General features: G+C 74.0%; 18 protein-coding genes. 15 read left to right on the forward strand and 3 right to left on the reverse strand.

Features of this window, described 5'->3' with window-relative positions:
• From ACIPM1_RS02130 to ACIPM1_RS02150, 5 genes are all read left to right on the forward strand, one after another.
• Positions 1-1,350 carry an NYN domain-containing protein gene (locus ACIPM1_RS02130; RefSeq protein ID WP_402427662.1) on the forward strand — a complete coding sequence of 450 codons (1,350 nt, stop codon included), beginning with the start codon at positions 1-3 and terminating at the stop codon, positions 1,348-1,350.
• A 238-nt stretch (positions 1,351-1,588) separates the two neighbouring features.
• Positions 1,589-2,629 (forward strand): NlpC/P60 family protein, encoded by a 1,041-nt coding sequence (locus ACIPM1_RS02135; protein WP_356192876.1) that lies wholly within the window; start codon positions 1,589-1,591, stop codon positions 2,627-2,629.
• A 246-nt stretch (positions 2,630-2,875) separates the two neighbouring features.
• Positions 2,876-3,889: an NlpC/P60 family protein gene (locus ACIPM1_RS02140; protein ID WP_402427666.1), complete on the forward strand. Its 1,014-nt coding sequence runs from the start codon at positions 2,876-2,878 to the stop codon at positions 3,887-3,889.
• 32 nt (positions 3,890-3,921) lie between these two features.
• Positions 3,922-5,112 carry a hypothetical protein gene (locus ACIPM1_RS02145; protein WP_402427669.1) on the forward strand — a complete coding sequence of 397 codons (1,191 nt, stop codon included), beginning with the start codon at positions 3,922-3,924 and terminating at the stop codon, positions 5,110-5,112.
• 151 nt (positions 5,113-5,263) lie between these two features.
• Complete coding sequence (locus tag ACIPM1_RS02150; protein ID WP_402427672.1) at positions 5,264-6,406, forward strand: glycosyltransferase family 4 protein; 1,143 nt, start codon at positions 5,264-5,266, stop codon at positions 6,404-6,406.
• 174 nt (positions 6,407-6,580) lie between these two features.
• Here ACIPM1_RS02150 and ACIPM1_RS02155 read toward each other — a convergent pair whose 3' ends face one another.
• A complete protein-coding gene (locus ACIPM1_RS02155; protein WP_356192886.1) occupies positions 6,581-8,377 on the reverse strand; it encodes an AMP-dependent synthetase/ligase in 1,797 nt (598 codons plus the stop codon).
• Positions 8,378-8,692: 315 nt separating this feature from the next.
• Between ACIPM1_RS02155 and ACIPM1_RS02160 the strand changes: the two genes are divergently transcribed.
• The 6 genes from ACIPM1_RS02160 to ACIPM1_RS02185 all read left to right on the forward strand — a co-directional run bounded on the left by ACIPM1_RS02160 (position 8,693) and on the right by ACIPM1_RS02185 (position 13,887).
• Complete coding sequence (locus ACIPM1_RS02160; protein ID WP_402427676.1) at positions 8,693-9,490, forward strand: metallophosphoesterase; 798 nt, start codon at positions 8,693-8,695, stop codon at positions 9,488-9,490.
• Between the two features lie 159 nt (positions 9,491-9,649).
• On the forward strand, positions 9,650-10,093 hold the full coding sequence (locus ACIPM1_RS02165; RefSeq protein ID WP_356192890.1) for an SRPBCC family protein: 444 nt from the start codon (positions 9,650-9,652) through the stop codon (positions 10,091-10,093).
• Positions 10,094-10,170: 77 nt separating this feature from the next.
• Positions 10,171-11,340: an ArsA family ATPase gene (locus ACIPM1_RS02170; RefSeq protein WP_402427679.1), complete on the forward strand. Its 1,170-nt coding sequence runs from the start codon at positions 10,171-10,173 to the stop codon at positions 11,338-11,340.
• Between the two features lie 57 nt (positions 11,341-11,397).
• Positions 11,398-11,922 (forward strand): DUF5304 domain-containing protein, encoded by a 525-nt coding sequence (locus tag ACIPM1_RS02175; RefSeq protein WP_402427681.1) that lies wholly within the window; start codon positions 11,398-11,400, stop codon positions 11,920-11,922.
• 131 nt (positions 11,923-12,053) lie between these two features.
• The gene (locus tag ACIPM1_RS02180; RefSeq protein WP_356192898.1) at positions 12,054-13,007 is read left to right on the forward strand and encodes an ROK family glucokinase; all 954 of its coding nucleotides are present in this window, start codon (positions 12,054-12,056) and stop codon (positions 13,005-13,007) included.
• A gap of 133 nt (positions 13,008-13,140) precedes the next feature.
• Positions 13,141-13,887, forward strand: coding sequence for an endonuclease/exonuclease/phosphatase family protein (locus ACIPM1_RS02185; RefSeq protein ID WP_402427684.1), 747 nt, complete (start codon positions 13,141-13,143; stop codon positions 13,885-13,887).
• 33 nt (positions 13,888-13,920) lie between these two features.
• Here the strand turns inward: ACIPM1_RS02185 and ACIPM1_RS02190 are convergent, their stop codons facing one another.
• Both ACIPM1_RS02190 and ACIPM1_RS02195 read right to left on the reverse strand, forming a co-directional pair.
• Positions 13,921-14,514 carry a hypothetical protein gene (locus tag ACIPM1_RS02190; protein WP_402427687.1) on the reverse strand — a complete coding sequence of 198 codons (594 nt, stop codon included), beginning with the start codon at positions 14,512-14,514 and terminating at the stop codon, positions 13,921-13,923.
• Positions 14,507-15,286 (reverse strand): alpha/beta hydrolase, encoded by a 780-nt coding sequence (locus ACIPM1_RS02195; RefSeq protein WP_402427690.1) that lies wholly within the window; start codon positions 15,284-15,286, stop codon positions 14,507-14,509. Before ACIPM1_RS02195 ends, ACIPM1_RS02190 begins: the two co-directional genes overlap by 8 nt.
• Before the next feature lie 177 nt (positions 15,287-15,463).
• Here ACIPM1_RS02195 and ACIPM1_RS02200 point away from each other — a divergent pair, with 177 nt between their 5' ends.
• From ACIPM1_RS02200 to ACIPM1_RS02215, 4 genes are all read left to right on the forward strand, one after another.
• Entirely contained in the window at positions 15,464-16,243 is a 780-nt protein-coding gene (locus tag ACIPM1_RS02200) for a lysophospholipid acyltransferase family protein (RefSeq protein ID WP_402428157.1), read from the forward strand.
• 61 nt (positions 16,244-16,304) lie between these two features.
• Entirely contained in the window at positions 16,305-17,594 is a 1,290-nt protein-coding gene (gene macS / locus ACIPM1_RS02205) for a MacS family sensor histidine kinase (protein WP_402427693.1), read from the forward strand.
• Positions 17,591-18,268: a response regulator gene (locus ACIPM1_RS02210; RefSeq protein WP_402427697.1), complete on the forward strand. Its 678-nt coding sequence runs from the start codon at positions 17,591-17,593 to the stop codon at positions 18,266-18,268. Before macS ends, ACIPM1_RS02210 begins: the two co-directional genes overlap by 4 nt.
• Before the next feature lie 154 nt (positions 18,269-18,422).
• The gene (locus ACIPM1_RS02215) at positions 18,423-19,451 is read left to right on the forward strand and encodes a 6-phosphofructokinase (protein ID WP_402427700.1); all 1,029 of its coding nucleotides are present in this window, start codon (positions 18,423-18,425) and stop codon (positions 19,449-19,451) included.
• The last annotated feature ends 73 nt before the right edge of the window (positions 19,452-19,524 follow it).

Genomic DNA, 19,524 nt, shown 5'->3' on the forward strand with positions numbered 1-19,524 from the left:
ATGGTGGAGACACACGGCGGGGGGCCGGGCGACGGCGCCGCTGAGGTGCTCGACCGTCCGCTGCCCGACGGCGTGCGCCGCAGGGTGGTGCAGATCGTGTCCGACGCGTTCGGCGGGCTGACCTTCACCGAGCTGCCGGCGCAGCTGCGGCAGTACGCCCGGTTCACCCCGAACCGGCGGGCGAAGTTCGCGGGCAACGCCATGGCGGCGGCGCTGGAGACCGACGCGCTGTTCCGGCAGCGCGTCGGGGACAAGTTCAGAGAGGCCCAGCCGGAGCTGTCCGCCGCCCTGGACTCCGGCTCCCCGCCTCCGGCCGCGGACCCGCTCGACGTGGCGGCCGCGGCCTACGTGCTGCGCGCCACGGGCTGGGTGAAGCTGGTGACCGCCGCCGGCGAGGAGGCCCAGCGGGCGGACGCCGAGCGTGCCGACGAGGAGAGCAGGGCCGAGCTGGAGCGGCTGCGTGAGGAGCTCGACCGGGCCCGCGAGCAGACCCGGGCCGAGACCGAGCGGCTGCGGGCCGAGCTGGACGCGGCCAAGAAGGAGGCGGAGTCCCTGCACCGCAAGCTGCGGGCCGCGCTCAGCGACGTCAAGCGGGGCGAGGCCGCGCTGCGCAAGGTCCGGGGCGAGACCGAGGCGCTGCGGGCCGACGGGCAGGCGCAGGTGTCGGCCGCGGAGAGCGAGACCCGGCGCCTCAAGGCCCGCCTCGGCGAGGCGGAGGCGGCCCTGGAGGCCACCCGCCGGGCCGCCCGCGAGGGCCGCAGCGTCGAGGACATGCGGGTACGGCTGCTGCTGGACACCGTGCTGGACGCCGCCCAGGGGCTGCGCCGGGAACTGGCGCTGCCGCCGGTCTCCGTACGCCCCGCGGAGACCGTGGACGCGGTCGAGCCGGGACGGATGACCCCCAAGGACATCGCCGCCCGCGCGCTGTCGGAGAACGACCCCGCCATCCTCGACCAGCTTCTCGCGCTGCCGCAGGCGCATCTGGTCGTCGACGGCTACAACGTGACCAAGACCGGCTATCCGCAGATGCCGCTGGAGAAGCAGCGGCTGCGGCTGCTGGGCCAGCTCTCGCAACTCGCCGCGCAGACCGGCGCCGAGGTCACCTGCGTCTTCGACGGGGCCGAGCTGGCGGCCCCGGTGCTGCTCGCGCCGCCGCGCGGGGTGCGCGTGCTGTTCTCCAAGCCGGGCGTCACCGCCGACGAGCTGATCCGCCAGCTGGTGCGCGCCGAGCCGCCGGGGCGGCCGGTGATCGTCGCCTCCACCGACCGCGAGGTGGCCGACGGGGTCGCCAGGGCGGGGGCGCGGCCGGTGGCGTCCGCGGTGCTCCTCAAGCGCCTGTCCCGCGGCTGAAATCGGGCGTAAGGCGCCCTGTATCCCAAGCGCAACGTAGCGCCGCAATGCCCGAATTGAGGGCTGCCTCGCGGCACGTAGCGTCAAGCGGGGCTCACTTGGTGTGAGTTGAGTGCAAAGAATGCATTGCGGGACGGGATTTTCTGGTGGGAGGATTTGAATTAATCACGATGAGGTCACTAGGGTCTGGCGTCGAACCTCCGAGCGGGTGATCACTCAGAAGAAGGAGCTCGCTTCCGTGGCGTCCCACCGTCGACCCAAGCAGCCCAGCCGTGCGCGCGTGACCGTGCTCACCACCGCGGCGGCTGCAGCCGTAGCCATCAGTGCTCAGGCCGCCAACGCGGCGCCCAGCGCCAAGCCGAGCAAGGACGAGGTCAAGGCCAAGGTCGACGCCCTCTACGAGCAGGCGGAGCAGGCCACCGAGAAGTTCAACGGGGCCAAGGAGAAGCAGGAGAAGCTCCAGAAGGAGATCTCCACCATCCAGGACAACGTCGCCCGCGGCCAGGAGGAGCTCAACAAGCTGCGCGACGGCCTCGGTTCGATGGCCGCAGGCCAGTACCGCACCGGCGGGATCGACCCCTCCGTCCAGCTGTTCCTCTCCTCGGACCCGGACGACTACCTCGACAAGGCCTCCACGCTCGACCAGTTGAGCAGCCAGCAGGTCGACGCGCTGAAGAAGATCCAGGACAAACAGCGCGAACTGGCCCAGGAGCGCGCCGAGGCCGCCGAGAAACTCAAGGACCTCGCCTCCACCCGCACCGAGCTGGGCAAGAAGAAGACGGAAGTCCAGAGCAAGCTCGCCGAGGCGCAGAAGCTGCTCAACTCCATGACCGCCAAGGAGAAGGCGGAGCTGGCGGCCGAGCAGGCGCGCGCCACCCGGGCCAGCGAGCGCAGCGTCCTGGACGGCAACACGCCCCCCGCCTCGGGCCGCGCGGGCGCCGCGTTCTCCGCCGCCCAGAGCAAGATCGGCTCGCCCTACGTCTACGGCGCCACCGGCCCGTCCTCCTTCGACTGCTCGGGCCTGACCTCCTGGGCCTACGCCCAGGCCGGCGTCTCCATCCCGCGCACCTCCCAGGCGCAGGCCAACATCGGCACCCGGATCTACTCGCAGAGCCAGCTCCAGGTCGGCGACCTGGTGTTCTTCTTCAACGACATCCACCACGTGGGCCTGTACGCCGGCAACGGCCAGATCCTGCACGCCCCGCGCACCGGCACGGTCGTCCGCTACGAGTCGATGAGCACCATCGGCGGCCCGTTCATGTTCGGCGTCCGCGTCTGACACCGCTCCCGGATCCAGCGGTCGTACCGTCCGAACGGGCGAATCACCACGACCCGCGCTGACCCCCGCGCCCCGCCGATGACCTGCGTCAGAGGCGGGGCGCCGCGTTGTGCGCCCGCCCGCCGCACGTGGCCCGGGCCGGTCCGCGCGGCTACTGTCTGGCGCGTTTCCCCCAGCCGCGGGGGCGGCCCTCCGTCCCGGCGCCGGGAGACGGTCATGTCCGCCAGCGGAAGGAGTCGGCTTCCCGTGGGGTCTCATCGCCGCCATGCACCGTCCGGGTTCGACCGGGGCGCCGGTGCCGCGCTCTGCGCGCTGTCCGCCGCGGCCGCCGCGCTGGGCGCCGTCCCGGCCGTCGCCGCACCGCACGTACCCACCCGGGCCGAGGTGGACCGCCTGTACGAGGAGGCCGAGAAGGCGACCGAGGCGTACAACCGGGCCGGGGAGCGCGCGGGCCTGCTGCGCCGTCAGGTGCGCTACTCCCAGGACCGCGTCGCCCGGCAGCAGCAGCGCGTCAACGACCTGCGGGGGACGCTGGGCGCGCTGGCCGGCGCGGAGTACCGTTCCGGCGGCCTCGACCCGTCGCTGGCCCTGCTGTTCGCCGACGACCCGGCCGACTACCTCGACAAGGCGTCCGTGCTCGGCCGGATCAACGCCCACCAGGCCGGCGAGCTCGCGGACCTGCGCAAGGCGCTGCGCGAACTCACCCAGGAGCGCGCCGAGGCGTCCCGCGCCCTCGGCGAGCTGGAGAGGAGCCGCGGGGCCGCCGCCGCCCACAAGCGGACCGTGGAGCGGAAGCTCGCCCGGGCCCGGCTGCTGTTGCAGGCGCTTCCCCCGGCGGAGCGCGCGGCCTACGACCGGGCCTCCCGCTCGGGCCGCGACGATCTCTCCGGCCTGATCGAGGGCCCGGCCGCCTCCGCCCGGGCGGCCGCGGCCCTCGCCGCCGCCCGCTCCGCCCTCGGCCGCCCCTACGTCTGGGGCGCCAACGGCCCCTCCACCTTCGACTGTTCGGGCCTCATGCAGTGGTCGTACGCGCAGGCCGGGGTGCAACTGCCGCGCACCTCGCAGGAACAGCGGTACGCCGGGCGGCGGATCCCGCTCTCCGAGGCCCGCCCCGGCGACCTCGTCGTCTACCGGTCCGACGCCGGCCATATCGCCATGTACGTCGGCGGCGGCCGGGTCATCCACGCCCCCCATCCCGGCGCGCCCGTGCGCTACGACCCGGTGGACATGATGCCGATCTCGTCGGTCACCAGGGTCTGACGCCAGCCGGTGCACCGCCGTACGATCGTGAAATGGCTGGTCGACGGCGGGCATCGGGATCTGCGGCGGTGGCGCTCTGCCTGCTGCTGACGTCGCTGACGGCCTGCGGCGGCCGGTCCGCGGCCGACACCGCCCGGGCGCAGGTGCAGGACGTGCTCGACCGACGGGCGCGGGCGGTCCTCCACCACGACGAGCGGGCGTACGCCGCCACCGGCGACCGGGCCTCGTACGCCGACCTGCGGGCGGTGCCGTTCGCCGACTGGTCCTACCGCCTGACCGGACTGCACCGCGGGGGCGGCACGGCCACCGCCGACGCGGAGCTGCGCTACCGGGTGACCGGGTACGACCGCGCGCCCGTCGTCGCGGGCCGCAGGCTCACCCTGCACGCCGGGCCCGGCGGGACGTGGCGCGTGGACTCCGACCGGCCCGCGACGAAGGCCGCCCAGCAGCTGTGGGACCAGGGCGCGGTCTCGGTGGTCCGGGGACGGCACGGCATCGTCCTCGGGGTCGGGCAGAGCGGCCGGGCTCTGCACGGCTACGCGGACCTGGCCGACCGGGCGGTGCCCGCGGTGTCCGACGCGTGGGGCGCCGGCTGGAGCCGCCGGGTGGTGGTGCTCGTCCCGAAGTCCCTGGAGGGGATGGCCGGGCTGCTCGGCTCGCCCGCCTCCGGATACCGCGGGATCGCCGCCGTCACCACCGGCGAGGCGGGAGGCTCGGGCCGCGCCCCCGCCGACCGGATCATCGTCAACCCCGACGCCTACGGGATGCTCGGCCCGCTCGGCAGACAGGTCGTGCTCACCCACGAGACGACCCATGTCGCCACCCGCGCCCGCACCAACCCGGCCACCCCGCTGTGGCTCTCCGAGGGGTACGCCGACTGGGTCGGCTACCGCGGCACCGGGCGCACCCCGGTCCAGGCCGCGCCCGAGCTGCGGAGCGCCGTGGCCGAGGGACGGGTGCCCGCGGCGCTCCCGGCCGACCGCGCCTTCGGCTTCGCCGGGGACGCGACCCGGCTCGCGGAGGCCTACGAGGGCGGCTGGATGGCCTGCCGGATGATCGCCGGCCAGTGGGGCGAGGACCGGCTGCGCGCCTTCTACCAGGCCGTGGGCGGGCACCACCGGCGCCCCGGCGCGGTGGAGGACGCCCTGCACCGGGTGCTGGGGACGAACCTGGCGGACTTCACCGCGCGGTGGCGGGCGTATCTGCGGGAGGGACTCGGGTGAGCGGCGTGTCCTCGGGAGGGGCCCGGGTGAGCCGGGTGTCCGGGGGAGGCGCCCCGTGGTGCGGCGCCGGGCCCGCTCCGGCGGGCGGCGGCGGGCGGGCGGCGGCGGCCGTGTCGGTCCGTCCGCCCGGGGTTGGATAGGGTCGGCGGCGATGCACAAGACCCTGATCGTCACCAACGACTTCCCGCCCCGCCCGGGCGGCATCCAGGCGTTCCTGCACAACATGGCGCTGCGGATGGACCCGGAGCGGCTGGTCGTCTACGCCTCCACCTGGAAGCGCGGCCGGGAGGGCGCCGAGGCGACCGCCGCCTTCGACGCGGAACAGCCCTTCACCGTCGTACGCGACCGCACGACGATGCTGCTGCCGACCCCGGGGGCTACCCGGCGCGCGGTCGGGCTGCTGCGCGAGCACGGATGCAGCTCGGTGTGGTTCGGGGCGGCCGCGCCGCTCGGCCTCATGGCGCCGGCGCTGCGCCGGGCCGGCGCGAAGCGGCTGGTGGCCACCACCCACGGCCACGAGGCGGGATGGGCGCAACTGCCCGCCGCCCGGGGGCTGCTGCGCCGGATCGGGGAGGCGACGGACACCCTCACCTACCTCGGCGAGTACACCCGCTCCCGGATCGCCGGCGCGCTGACCCCCGCGGCCGCCGGACGGATGGTCCAACTGCCGCCCGGCGTCGACGAGAAGACCTTCCACCCCGGTTCCGGCGGCGACGAGGTGCGGGCCCGGCTCGGGCTCACCGACCGGCCCGTCGTCGTGTGCGTCTCCCGGCTCGTGCCGCGCAAGGGCCAGGACACCCTCATCCGTGCCCTGCCCCGGATCCTGTCCGCCGAGCCGGACGCCGTGCTGCTGATCGTCGGCGGCGGGCCGTACGAGAAGGACCTGCGCCGGCTCGCGCAGGAGACCGGGGTGGCCGGCTCCGTCCGCTTCACCGGCGCGGTGCCCTGGGCGGAGCTGCCCGCGCACTACGGCGCCGGTGACGTGTTCGCCATGCCGTGCCGCACCCGGCGCGGCGGGCTGGACGTCGAGGGGCTCGGCATCGTCTACCTGGAGGCGTCCGCGACCGGACTGCCCGTGGTCGCCGGCGACTCCGGAGGCGCGCCCGACGCGGTGCTCGACGGCGAGACCGGCTGGGTGGTGCGCGGCGGCTCCCCGCAGGACGTCGCCGACCGCGTCGTCGCGCTGCTCGGCGACGCCGCGCTGCGCCGCCGGATGGGCGAGCGGGGGCGGCAGTGGGTCGAGACGAAGTGGCGCTGGGACCTGCTGGCCGGGGCGCTGGAGGAGCTGCTGTAGCGCGTCCGCGCCGCCGCGAGGCCCCCCGCCCCCGCAGCCGCGAGGCCTCCGCTCCGCCGCCCGGCCTTCGCCCCGCCGCGCCTCGGGCCGGCCCGGAAGGCCATCGCGCTCTCCGAACGGACGACGGCGCGGGTCCTCGCCGAGGACACCGCGCCGTCAACCGCCGCAGGGCGGCTACTTCGCGTAGATCGCCTCGATCTCGTCCGCGTAGTCCTTCGCGACCACGTTCCGCTTCAGCTTCAGCGACGGCGTGAGGTGGCCCGACTCCTCCGTGAACTGGGAGGACAGCACGCGGAACTTCCGCACCGATTCCGCCTTCGACACCGCGGCGTTGCCGTCGTCGACCGCGTCCTGGATCGCCGCGAGCAGGTCCGGGTCCTCGCGCAGCGACGCCGCGGTGGAGCCCGCCGGCTTGCCGTGCTCGGCGGCCCAGCGGCCCAGGAACTCCTCGTCCAGGGTGACCAGCGCGCCCACGAACGGCCGCCCGTCGCCCACCACCATGCACTCCGCGACCAGCGCGTGCGCCCGGATGCGGTCCTCGATCACGGCCGGGGCGACGTTCTTGCCGCCCGCGGTGACGATGATCTCCTTCTTGCGGCCGGTGATCCTGAGGTAGCCGTCCTCGTCGAGGGTGCCGATGTCACCGGTGTGGAACCAGCCGTCGGCCAGCGCCTCCGCGGTCGCTCCGGGGTTGTTCCAGTACTCCTTGAACAGGTGCTCGCCGTGCAGCAGCACCTCCCCGTCGTCCGCGATGCGGATGACCGAGCCGGGCAGCGGCTGCCCGACCGTGCCGATCTTCTGCCGGTCCCAGGGGTTGAAGGCGGTCGCCGCGCAGGACTCGGTCAGGCCGTAGCCCTCGAGGACGGTGAAGCCGATGCCGCGGAAGAAGTGCCCGAGGCGCTCGCCGAGCGGGGCGCCGCCGGAGATCGCGTACTCGCCGCGGCCGCCGAGGACCGCGCGCAGCTTGCCGTAGACGAGCTTGTCGAAGGTCTTGTGCTTGATCCGCAGGCCGAGCGACGGGCCCGAGGGGGTGTCCAGCGCCTTGCTGTACGCGATCGCGGTGTCCGCGGCCTTGTCGAAGATCTTGCCCTTGCCGTCCGCCTGGGCCTTGGCGCGCGCCGAGTTGTAGACCTTCTCGAAGACGCGCGGGACGCCCAGCACCAGCGTCGGCCGGAAGGCGGCCAGTTCGTCGGTGAGGTTCTTGATGTCCGGGACGCAGCCCAGCTTGATCGGCGCCATCATCGGCGCGATCTGCACCAGCCGCCCGAAGACGTGCGCGAGCGGCAGGAAGAGCAGCACCGAGCACTCGCCGGTCCGGAAGAGCGGGCGCAGCCGCTCGACGATGTTGCCGCACTCGGCGAAGAAGCTGCGGTGGGAGAGCACGCAGCCCTTGGGGCGGCCGGTGGTGCCGGAGGTGTAGACGATGGTCGCCGCGTCGTCGGCCTTCGCCAGCGAGCTGCGCTCCTCGACGGTAGCGTCGCTGATGTCCTGTCCGGCGCGCGCGAGTTCCTCGAGACCGCCGGCCTCGATCTGCCAGACGTGCTTCAGCGCGGGCAGCGTCGCGCGCACCGACTCGACGGCGGCGGCGTGGCCGTCCAGTTCCACGACACAGGCCGTCGCGCCGGAGTCGCTGAGGATCCACTGCACCTGCTCGGGCGAACTGGTCTCGTACACCGGTACGGTGACCGCGCCCGCGCACCAGATCGCGAAGTCCAGCAGCGTCCACTCGTAGCGCGTGCGGGACATCAGGCCCACCCGGTCGCCGGGCCGGATGCCGGAGGCGATGAGTCCCTTGGCGGCGGCGTGGACCTCGGCCAGGAAGGCGGTGGCGGTCACGTCCTGCCACGTGCCGCCCGCCTTGCGCGCGATGACGGCGACGTCGGGGTGCTGCGCGGCGTTTCTGCGGACGATGTCGGTCAGATTCCCGTCCGCGGGGACCTCGTACAAAGCCGGAAGGCTGAACTCGCGCAAGACTGCTGCTCCTCATAGGGCGCCGGCGCCACGACGTTGTGTGATGCGACGGTCCGGTCCAAGGCTCGGTCGGATGCCCGGGGCTTCGCCAGCGGCCGCGAGGGCGCGGTGGTTGAAATCCAGAGCACGACTGGACGGCCCGGACGTTACCCGCCGGTATGGCTTCTTCGACAGGGGGCCCGGCGAGATGTTCGCCGCGTCACACGGATTGATGTTCCTTCGCGCACAGTAGTCGACGTATGAACTGACTGGCCAGTAACCCAGGGTTCGGCGGTCCCTGTTCACGTATGCCGCACAGGCATACGCTTGATCGCCATGGCATCCACATCAGCCGGTGGGCGGGGGACACGCGTCCACGTGGTCAGCGACGTCCACGGCAACGTCCGTGACCTGGCCCGGGCCGGCGAGGGGGCGGACGCGCTGGTCTGCCTCGGCGACCTGATCCTCTTCCTCGACTACGCCGACCACTCGCGCGGCATCTTCCCCGACCTGTTCGGCGTGGAGAACGCCCACCGGCTGGTCGAGCTGCGCACCGCCCGCCGCTTCGCCGAGGCCCGGGAGCTCGGCGCCCGCCTGTGGGCGGGCATCGACGGGGACCGGGCCGCGGTGATCGAGCGGGCGGTGCGCAAGCAGTACACCGAGCTCTTCGCCGCGTTCCCCACCCCTACGTACGCCACCTACGGCAACGTCGACATGCCGCCCCTGTGGCGCGAGTACGCCCGTCCCGGCACCCGCGTGCTCGACGGGGAGCGGGTGGAGATCCACGGCCGGGTCTTCGGCTTCGTCGGCGGTGGACTCAGGACGCCCATGCGGACGCCGTACGAGATCGACGACGAGGAGTACGCGGCGAAGATCGAGGCCGTCGGCGAGGTGGACGTGCTCTGCACGCACATCCCGCCCGAGGTGCCGGAGCTCGTCTACGACACCGTGGCCCGCCGCTTCGAACGCGGCAGCCGGGCGCTGCTGGACGCGATCCGCCGGACCAGGCCCCGGTACGCGCTCTTCGGCCATGTCCACCAGCCGCTGGTGCGCCGGATGCGGATCGGCGCCACCGAGTGCGTGAACGTGGGGCACTTCGCCGGGAGCGGCAAACCGTGGGTCCTGCGGTGGTGAGGGATCCGGCCGATGCGCCCGGACGGGGGTGACGTCCGCCGTACGGCCGCGCGGTAGCCTTCACGCTGCACACCCGTGCGCACGACGACCTCTTCCCCGAGCCCTCCACGCGCGGGCGGGGGAGACCCCATACGGCCCGCATCTGGAGGAGCCACGGCGATGGCGGAACACACCAGCTCGAGCATCACGATCGAGGCGGCACCGGCCGACGTCATGGGGGTGATCGCCGACTTCGCCCGCTACCCGGACTGGACCGGCGAGGTGAAGGAGGCCGAGGTCCTCGTCACCGACCCCCAGGGCCGCGCCGAGCAGGTCCGCCTCGTCATGGACGCGGGCGCCATCAAGGACGACCAGACCCTCGCCTACACCTGGACCGGGGACAACGAGGTCTCCTGGACCCTGGTGAAGTCGCAGATGCTCCGCTCCCTGGACGGCACCTACCTCCTCAAGCCGGCGGGCGCGGGCGCCACCGAGGTGACCTACCGGCTCACCGTCGACGTCAAGATCCCCATGCTGGGCATGATCAAGCGCAAGGCCGAGAAGGTCATCATCGACCGGGCGCTGGCGGGTCTGAAGAAGCGCGTGGAGTCCGGCGCCGCGTAACCCGGCGGCGATCCGGGAGCGGGCGCGCGGCGCTCGCGACGGTCCACGGGCCGCGTGCGCGGGTACCGTTCACCTCCATGCGCACCCTCCTGATCACGGGCCCGGGCGGCAGCGGCCGTACCACCGTCGCCGCCGCCACCGCCCTGGCCGCCGCCCGTGACGGCACGTCCACCCTCGTCCTCAGCGCCGACCGCACGGACAGCCTCGGCGCGGCGCTCGGCGTGGCCACGGGCGCCCGGCCGGTCCCCGTCGAGTCCGGCCTCACCGCCTGGCGCCCCGACGCCGCCGCGGGGTTCCGCGACGACCTCGCCGCCTTCCAGAGCCGCGCGTCGGGCGTCCTCGACCTCCTCGGGGCCGCGCGCCTCGACGCCGAGGAGGTCACCCCGCTGCCCGGTGCCGAGGAACTCGCCCTGCTGCGCGCGCTGCGCGACGCGGCGCTGTCGGAGCGGTTCGAGCTGCTGGTCGTCGACCTGCCGCCCGCCCCGCAGGCCCTCGCCCTGCTCGCCCTCCCCGAGGAACTGCGCCGCTACCTGCGCCGGCTGCTGCCGCCCGAGCGTCAGGCGGCCCGCGCCCTGCGCCCCGTCCTCGGCCGCCTCGCCGGCGTCCCCATGCCCGCCGAGTGGCTCTACGAGACGGCCTCCCGCTGGGACGTCGAACTCGCCGCCGTCGAAGCGGTCGTCGCCGACCGCGGCACCGCCGTGCGCCTGGTCGCCGAGCCCGGTCCGGCCGGCGCCGAGGCCGTGCGCACCACCGCCCTCGGCCTCGCCCTGCGCGGACTGCGCACCGAGTCCCTGGTCGCCACCCGGGTGCTGCCCGAGCCCGCCGCGGACTCCTGGCTCGCCGGCCCCGTCGCCCAGCAACGCAAGATCCTCGACGAGTGGCAGGAGTCCCACACAATCCACCGGGCCGCCCACCTCGGCCGCGACCCGCGCGGCCCGGACGACCTGGCCGCCCTCGCCGTGCCCGGCGTCAATCCGGAGCCCACCCCGGTCGAGTGGCCCGTCACCGACCGCCTCGCCGAGGACGGCGTGCTGGTCTGGCACCTGCCGCTGCCCGGCGCCATACGGGACGAGCTGGACCTCGTCCGCCGCGGCGACGAACTCGTCGTCACCGCGGGGCAGTTCCGCCGGATCGTTCCGCTGCCCTCCGCGCTGCGCCGCTGCACCGTGGACGGGGCCGCGCTGCGCGAGGACGAGCTGCGCGTCCGCTTCGTGCCGGACCCCCGGCTGTGGCCCCGGGACAGGTGAACCGCATACGCCCGTTCGGGTAACGTCGTAGGGACGAACCGTAGTCAGGAGTCCGTCATGAGCGAAGAGCGCCCCACGCCCGGCACCGCTCAGGAGGATGCGGCCGGCGAGGCGCCCCGCGCCGCCGACGCCGACGCCTGGGCCACCGCGTGCGCGGAGGACCTCGCCGCGGAGAAGGCCCGCCGCCGCTCGGAGTACGGCCGGCCCCCGGGCTCGGCCGCCGAGGAGCTGCGCAAGCTCGTCGACACCGTCGCCGACCGGCTGTCGTCGATGCGGTCCCCGCTGTTCGGCGCGGTCGCCGGGCCGGCCGCCCAGGAGATGGTGCGCCAGGCCGTCCAGCAGGCCAGGGCGGCCGTCGAGCCCGTCATCGAGCGCAACCCCGACGTCTTCGACCACCTGGCGGCGGCCGGCGGCGAGCTGCTCGCCGCCTACCGCAGCGCCGTCCAGGCCCAGGAGCGCCGCTGGACCGGCCGCGCGGACGACCCGGAGGGCCCCCCGCGCGCCGACGGCCCGGCGGACCCGCGCGACCGCCGGGACCCGGGCGAGGGCACCGGACCCGGGCAGCGCATCGACCTGGACTGAGGGCACCCGGTCCCGCCCCCGGCCCGTACCGGCCGCGGCCGGACCCGTCCGCCCGGCGGACGACGCGAATTCGACGCCAGGGCCTCGGGTACGGTTGGCCGTAGCGGGGCTCGACCGGAACTGAGGGATTCATGGGACTCACCATCGGCGTCGACATCGGCGGCACGAAGATCGCGGCCGGCGTGGTCGACGAGGAAGGCAACATCCTCTCGACCTTCAAGGTGCCCACCCCCACCACGCCCGAGGCCATCGTGGACGCCATCGCGTCGGCCGTGGAGGGCGCACGCGCGGGGCACGACATCGTCGGTGTGGGCATCGGCGCCGCGGGCTACGTCAACCGGCAGCGCTCGACGGTCTACTTCGCGCCCAACATCGACTGGCGCCAGGAGCCGCTGAAGGACGAGGTCGAGGCCCGCGTCGGCCTGCCGGTCGTCGTGGAGAACGACGCGAACGCCGCCGCCTGGGGCGAGTACAAGTTCGGTGCCGGCAAGGGCCACCGCAACGTCATCTGCATCACGCTCGGCACCGGTCTCGGCGGCGGCATCATCATCGGCAACAAGCTGCGCCGCGGCCACTTCGGCGTGGCCGCCGAGTTCGGGCACATCCGGATGGTGCCGGACGGCCTGCTCTGCGGCTGCGGCAGCCAGGGCTGCTGGGAGCAGTACGCCTCGGGCCGCGCCCTGGTGCGGTACGCCAAGCAGCGGGCCAACGCCACCCCGGAGAACGCGGACGTGCTGCTGTCGCTGGGCGACGGCACCCCGGACGGCATCGAGGGCAAGCACATCTCGATGGCCGCGCGCCAGGGCTGCCCGGTGGCCGTGGACTCCTACCGCGAGCTGGCCCGCTGGGCCGGCGCGGGCCTGGCCGACCTGGCCTCCCTCTTCGACCCGTCCGCCTTCATCGTCGGCGGCGGCCTCTCCGACGAGGGCGAGCTGGTCCTGGACCCGATCCGCAAGTCGTACAAGCGCTGGCTGGTGGGCGGCAACTGGCGCCCGGTCGCCGACGTGATCGCCGCCCAGCTCGGCAACAAGGCCGGCCTGGTGGGCGCGGCCGACCTGGCCCGGGAGCCGGACCCGATCATGTAGGGAGCCCGTGGGGCACACGGGGGCGCGGGGCCCGCGGACAGGCGGCTGTGCCGCGCGGGCGCGACCGGCCGGCGACGACCGGCGGTCGCGCGCCGACCCCGCCCCCCGACCCGCGGGGCGTACATTGATCCACATGGAGCTGCTTCCCAACTCCCGCACCGAGCCCGACGGTTCCGCCGTCGTCCGCGTCCTGAGCTACAACATCCGCTCGATGCGCGACGACACCGACGCCCTCGCCCGGGTGATCGGCGCCTGCGCGCCCGATCTCGTCCTGGTCCAGGAGGCGCCCCGTTTCTTCCGCTGGCGCAAGAAGCTGGCCCGGCTGGCGGCCGCGTCCGGACTGGTGATCCTCTCCGGTGGCGCCCCCGCGGCCGGGCCCGCCCTGCTGTGCGGGCTGCGGGCCACCGTGGAGCGGACCGAGGACGTGCTGCTGCCGCTCACCCCGGGCGAGCACCGGCGCGGTCTCGCCACCGCGGTCGTCCGGTTCGGCGGCGCCCGGCTGGGCGTCCTGAGCTGCCATCTCTCGCTCCGGCCGGACGAGCGGTACGCGCAGGGCGGGATGCTCCTGGACCGGCTGGCGGCGATGGGCGTGGAGCACGCGATCGCGGGCGGCGACCTCAACGAGCGGCCGGACGGCCCGACCTTCCGGCGTCTCGCGGACGGCCTCCAGGACGGCTGGGCCACCAAGCCCTGGGGCGGCGAGCACACCTGGACGCCCGCCGACCCCTACCAGCGGATCGACGCCGTCTTCGCCACCCGCGGCATCGAGGTGCTCGGCTGCGGGGTGCCGCACGGCCACCCCGGTGTGAGCGAGGCGGACCTGCGGGCGGCGACGGACCACCTCCCGGTCCTGGCCGCCGTCCGGATCCCGGCCGTCTGACGGCGCGCGGCACCGAGGGCGCGGCGGCGGCCGTCAGACCACGGCCCCGCGCCCGGGGTTGTCGTCGTCCTCGTCGTCCGGCTTCATCCGCATCACCAGCGTCGCGAACCCGCCGAGGAAGCCGCCGATGCCGAGGGTGGCCAGCCACCACGTCATGTCCCAGCCGAACAGCACCGCCAGCAGAAGCAGCACCGGCCCGCCGAGCACCGCCAGCCACGCGAACTTCGCGGTGACGTCGGCGGCGGGCAGCGGCGGCGGCTCCGGCGGTACGAAGTGGCCCTCGTCGTCCTCGTCCCCGGACGGCTCGCGCGGGGAGTAGTCGCGCGGACCGACGCCGGGCGCGAAGGAGACGGAGCTGCCCAGCGGCCCACCGGGCGCCGGCCCCTCCCGCTCGGGCCGCCGCCGCTCGTCCGCGGACCGCGGCCGCTCCTCCCCGGGCTCCTCGTCGTTCGTCCCGAACGGGGGCAGCGCGAGGTCTTGGACCGGCTTGAACGGCTTCGCGCCCGGCGGGTCCGGCGGCTCCTCGCCGTACCCCGCGACGATCGCCGCCCAGGCGGCGGCCTCGTCGAGCGGGACGCCCCTCTCGTCCGGCTCGCGGCCCTCGCGGTCGGAGTCGTGCTCAGCCACCGGCGGTCGTCCCTTCCTTGCCGACACTGGGTGCGAGCCGGCCGACGAAGGCGAGGCTCTCCTCGAAGATCCGGTCCGCGTCGTGGTCCAACGTCGCCACGTGGTAGCTGCGTTCCAGCAGGATCTCCGTCACGTCCGTGGAGGAGACCCGGCTCAGCACGCGGGCCGAGTCGGCCGGCGGCACCACGTGGTCCTGCGGGCTGCGCAGCAGCAGCAGCGGCTGGGTGACCTGCGGCAGCTCGCGGTCGACCAGCCGGAAGAAGGTCCGGAGCGAGTGCGCGGCGTGCAGCGGCACCCGGTCGTACCCCAGTTCCGCGCTGCCCGGCAGGGCGATGTCGCTCGCGATCCCCTTCGTCGTGCGGACCAGGTGGCGGGCGACCGGAAGGGCGTACGCGGACAGGCCGTGCACCTTGTTGGCCGGGTTGACGACCACCACGCCGCCGACCGCGTCCCCGTGCCGGGCGGCCAGCCGCAGCGCCAGGGCTCCGCCCATGGACAGACCGGCCACGAACACCCGCGCGCAGCGCTCGCGCAGGCCGTACAGCGCGCGGTCCACCTCCGCGTACCAGTCCTGCCAGCCGGTGAGCTGGAGGTCCTCCCAGCGCGTGCCGTGGCCGGGCAGCAGCGGCAGCGACACCGTCAGGCCGCGCTCGGCCAGGTACTCGGCCCAGGGCCGCAGCGACTGCGGGGAGCCGGTGAAGCCGTGACAGAGAAGGACGCCTACCTCCCCGCCCTCGTGGCGGAACGGCTCGGCTCCCGGGAGGACCGGCACGTCGGTCTCCTGTTCGTGGTGTGGTCGGGCACATCGACCGCTGGCACGTCGTCGAGTGCAGGTACTTCACCGTACGCGACGGCACCGACACCGACCAGGGTCGTCGGCCCGTTCGACGGCACTTGGGGTTATGGTCTGATCGACACACACAGGAGGACTAGGTTGTTGTACGGCACGATGAAGGTGGCCATCGGGGGACCGCTGAAGGTCGCCTTCAGGCCCTGGGTGGAGGGCCTGGAGAACATCCCGGCCGAGGGCCCCGCCATACTGGCCAGCAATCACCTGTCCTTCTCGGACTCGTTCTTCCTGCCCACGATGCTGGACCGCAAGGTCACCTTCATCGCGAAGGCGGAGTACTTCACCACGCCCGGTGTGAAGGGCCGGCTCACCGCCGCCTTCTTCAAGGGCGTCGGCCAGCTCCCTGTGGACCGCTCGGGCGCCCGCGGCGCGGGCGAGGCGGCGATCAAGAGCGGCATCGAGGTGCTGGAGCGCGGCGAGCTGTTCGGCATCTACCCGGAGGGCACCCGCTCCCCGGACGGCCGCCTCTACCGCGGCAAGCCGGGCGGCCTCGCGCGCGTGGCGCTGGCCACCGGCGCGCCCGTCATCCCGGTAGCCATGATCGACACAGAGAAGATCCAGCCGCCCGGCAAGATCCTCCCGAAGCTGATGCGCCCGGGCATCCGCATCGGCAAGCCGCTGGACTTCCGCCGCTACCAGGGCATGGAGCACGACCGGTTCGTGCTGCGCGCGGTGACCGACGAGGTCATGTACGAGATCATGAAGCTCTCCGGCCAGGAGTACGTCGACATGTACGCGACCGCCGCCAAGCGGCAGATCGCGGAGGCGGCCAAGGCCGGGAAGGAAGCGGAGAAGGCGGCGAAGTCCGCGCTCGCGCAGGCCGAGAAGGAGCAGGCCGAGAAGGAGAAGAACGCCGCGAAGGGCGACCGCGCGGAGTAGCACCCGTTGCGGGAGCGGGGAGGGACCGGCGCCGGGGGCGGACAGCCGGACGAGGGGGGACATGGCCAGGCGCGAGCAAGTCATGAGGATGTCGGTCGAGCAGCCGCTGTGGCGGGCGCTCGGCGCCTACCGGGTGCTCACGATGTTCTACGCGGTCGGCCTGTTCGCCACCGCCTACGGCCGTTTCCCCCGCCCCGGCGTGGCCATCGGGTACTACGGGGTCCTGTTCGTGTGGACCCTGGCCACCCTGCCGAAGGTGGCGAACGCGGCGAGCTGCACCAAGCGCTTCCTGGCCGCCGACCTCACCCTCGCGCTCACCGGCATCCTGCTCACGCTGGTCGCCGACGCGCCCGAGCGGGTCGCGGACGGCGGCCCGACGCTGCCGTCGATATGGACGGCTGGCTCCGTCCTGGCCTTCGCCCTCAGGGGCGGCTGGCGCTGGGCCGCCTTCGCCTCCACCGCGGTCGCCCTGGTCAACCTGGCCGAACGCGGCACCCCGGCCCGCGACACCGTGCACAACGTGGTCCTGGTCTGGGTCGCCGCCATCGCCATCGGCTACGTCGTCGAGGTCGCCCGCGCCTCCGAGCGCACCCTCGCCCGCGCTCTGGAGATCGAGGCCGCCACCCGCGAACGGGAGCGGCTCGCCCGGGACATCCACGACGGCGTCCTGCAGGTCCTGGCCATGGTGCAGCGGCGCGGCGCGGTGGTCGGCGGCGAGGCGGCGGAGCTGGGCCGGCTCGCGGGCGAGCAGGAGGCGGCGCTGCGCACCCTGGTCTCCGGCGGGCTCGTCCCCGTCTCCCGGGTGTCGCGGGACGCGGCCGAGGGCGCCCTCGTGCACGCCGTGGAGGACGGCCCGGACGACGGCGCGGCGGCCGGCCCCGTCGATCTGCGCTCCCTGCTCGCCCCGTACGCCGGTGCGCGGACCGCCCTCTCCGAACCGGGCGCCCCGGTGCTCCTGCCGCCCGCCGCCGCCCGTGAGGTGGCCGCGGCCGTCGGCGCCGCGCTGGACAACGTCCGGCGGCACGCGGGCCGGGACGCCCGGGCGTGGATCCTGCTGGAGGACGAGCCGGAGTCGGTGACCGTGACGGTGCGCGACGACGGGCCCGGCATCCCCGCGGGACGGCTCGCCGAGGCCGAGGGCGAGGGCCGGCTCGGCGTGGCCCAGTCGATCCGCGGCCGGCTGCGCGACCTCGGCGGGACGGCCGAGCTGATCTCGGTCCCGGGCCAGGGCACCGAGGTCGAACTGACCGTCCCCAAGGGCGGCGACGGGGGCGGCGGCGCCGGCCGGGGCCGGCCCGGGCGCGGGGACGGGAACACGGACGGATCACGGGGGAAGGCGGAGCGGCGATGAGCGAGGATCGGGGCACGATCAAGGTCATGGTGGTCGACGACCACCCCATGTGGCGGGACGCCGTCGCCCGCGACCTGGCCGAGGCCGGCTTCGAGGTGGTCGCCACCGCGGGCGACGGCGAGCAGGCGGTGCGGCGGGCCGGAGCGGCCGCGCCGGACGTCCTGGTCCTCGACCTCAACCTGCCCGCGAAGCCCGGCGTGCAGGTCTGCAAGGAGCTCGTCGCCGCCGACCCGGCGCTGCGCGTGCTGGTGCTGTCCGCCAGCGGCGAGCACGCCGACGTCCTGGAGGCCGTGAAGTCCGGCGCGACGGGCTACCTGCTCAAGTCCGCCTCCACGGAGGAACTGCTGGACGCGGTGCGCCGCACGGCCGTCGGCGACCCGGTGTTCACCCCGGGCCTGGCCGGTCTGGTGCTCGGCGAGTACCGCCGCCTCGCCTCCGAGCCGGCGCCCGCCGCGGACGCCGACGAGCCCAAGGCCCCCCGGCTGACCGACCGCGAGACCGAGGTACTGCGCCTGGTGGCCAAGGGCCTGAGCTACAAGCAGATCGCCGAGCGCCTGGTCATCTCGCACCGCACGGTGCAGAACCACGTCCAGAACACCCTCGGCAAGCTCCAGTTGCACAACCGCGTGGAGCTGGTCCGGTACGCCATCGAGCGGGGGCTCGACGGGGAGTAAACCCGCGTACGCGGTGACCTCACCCTTTCGGGTGGATTTGCCCGCATCAACTACCGGACATTTCGGCGGAATTGGCTGTCCTGCCCTCGCAGAAGTGACGTGCGTCACCATTAGCCTGCCCCGCATCAGGCAACCGCGGCGAAGGGACATTTCCATGCGGGTCGGAGTACTGACCGGAGGCGGCGACTGCCCCGGGCTCAACGCCGTCATCCGGGGAGTCGTCCGCAAGGGCGTGCAGGAGTACGGCTACGACTTCGTCGGCTTCCGGGACGGCTGGCGGGGCCCCCTCGAGGGCGACACGGTCCCGCTCGACATCTCCGCGGTGCGCGGCATCCTGCCCCGCGGCGGCACCATCCTCGGCTCCTCGCGCACCAATCCGCTCAAGCAGGAGAACGGCATCCGGCGGATCAAGGAGAACCTCGCCAAGCAGGAGGTCGAGGCGCTCATCGCGATCGGCGGCGAGGACACCCTCGGCGTGGCCGCGGAGCTCTCCGGGGAGTACGGGGTGCCCTGTGTCGGCGTGCCGAAGACCATCGACAACGACCTGTCGGCCACCGACTACACCTTCGGCTTCGACACCGCGGTCGGCATCGCCACCGAGGCGATCGACCGGCTGCACACCACCGCCGAGTCCCACATGCGGGTCCTGGTCTGCGAGGTGATGGGCCGTCACGCCGGCTGGATCGCCCTGCACTCCGGTCTCGCGGGCGGCGCGAACGTCATCCTCATCCCCGAGCAGCGCTTCGACCTGGACCAGGTGTGCTCCTGGATCAACGCCCGGTTCACGGCGTCGTACGCCCCGATCGTGGTCGTCGCCGAGGGCGCCATGCCGAAGGACGGCCACATGGTGCTCAAGGACGAGTCGCTGGACTCCTTCGGGCACGTCCGGCTGTCCGGCGTCGGCGAGTGGCTGGCCAAGGAGATCGAGAAGCGCACCGGCAAGGAGGCCCGCACCACCGTGCTCGGGCACGTCCAGCGCGGCGGCACCCCGAGCGCCTTCGACCGCTGGCTCGCCACCCGGTTCGGGCTGCACGCCGTGGACTGCGTCCACGACGGCGACTTCGGCAAGATGGTCGCCCTGCGCGGCACCGACATCGTCCGCGTCCCGATCGGGGAGGCCACCGCGCGCCTGAAGACGGTCGACCCGAAGCTCTACGCCGAGATCGGCGTCTTCTTCGGCTGACCGGTCCGGCCGGTCCGGCTCACGGGGAGGTCCAGGGGCGGCTGCCCCCGGTGGGCGCGGGGGCACGTATATT

The organism is Streptomyces sp. NPDC086766, assembly GCF_044746005.1.
GTDB lineage: Bacteria > Actinomycetota > Actinomycetes > Streptomycetales > Streptomycetaceae > Streptomyces.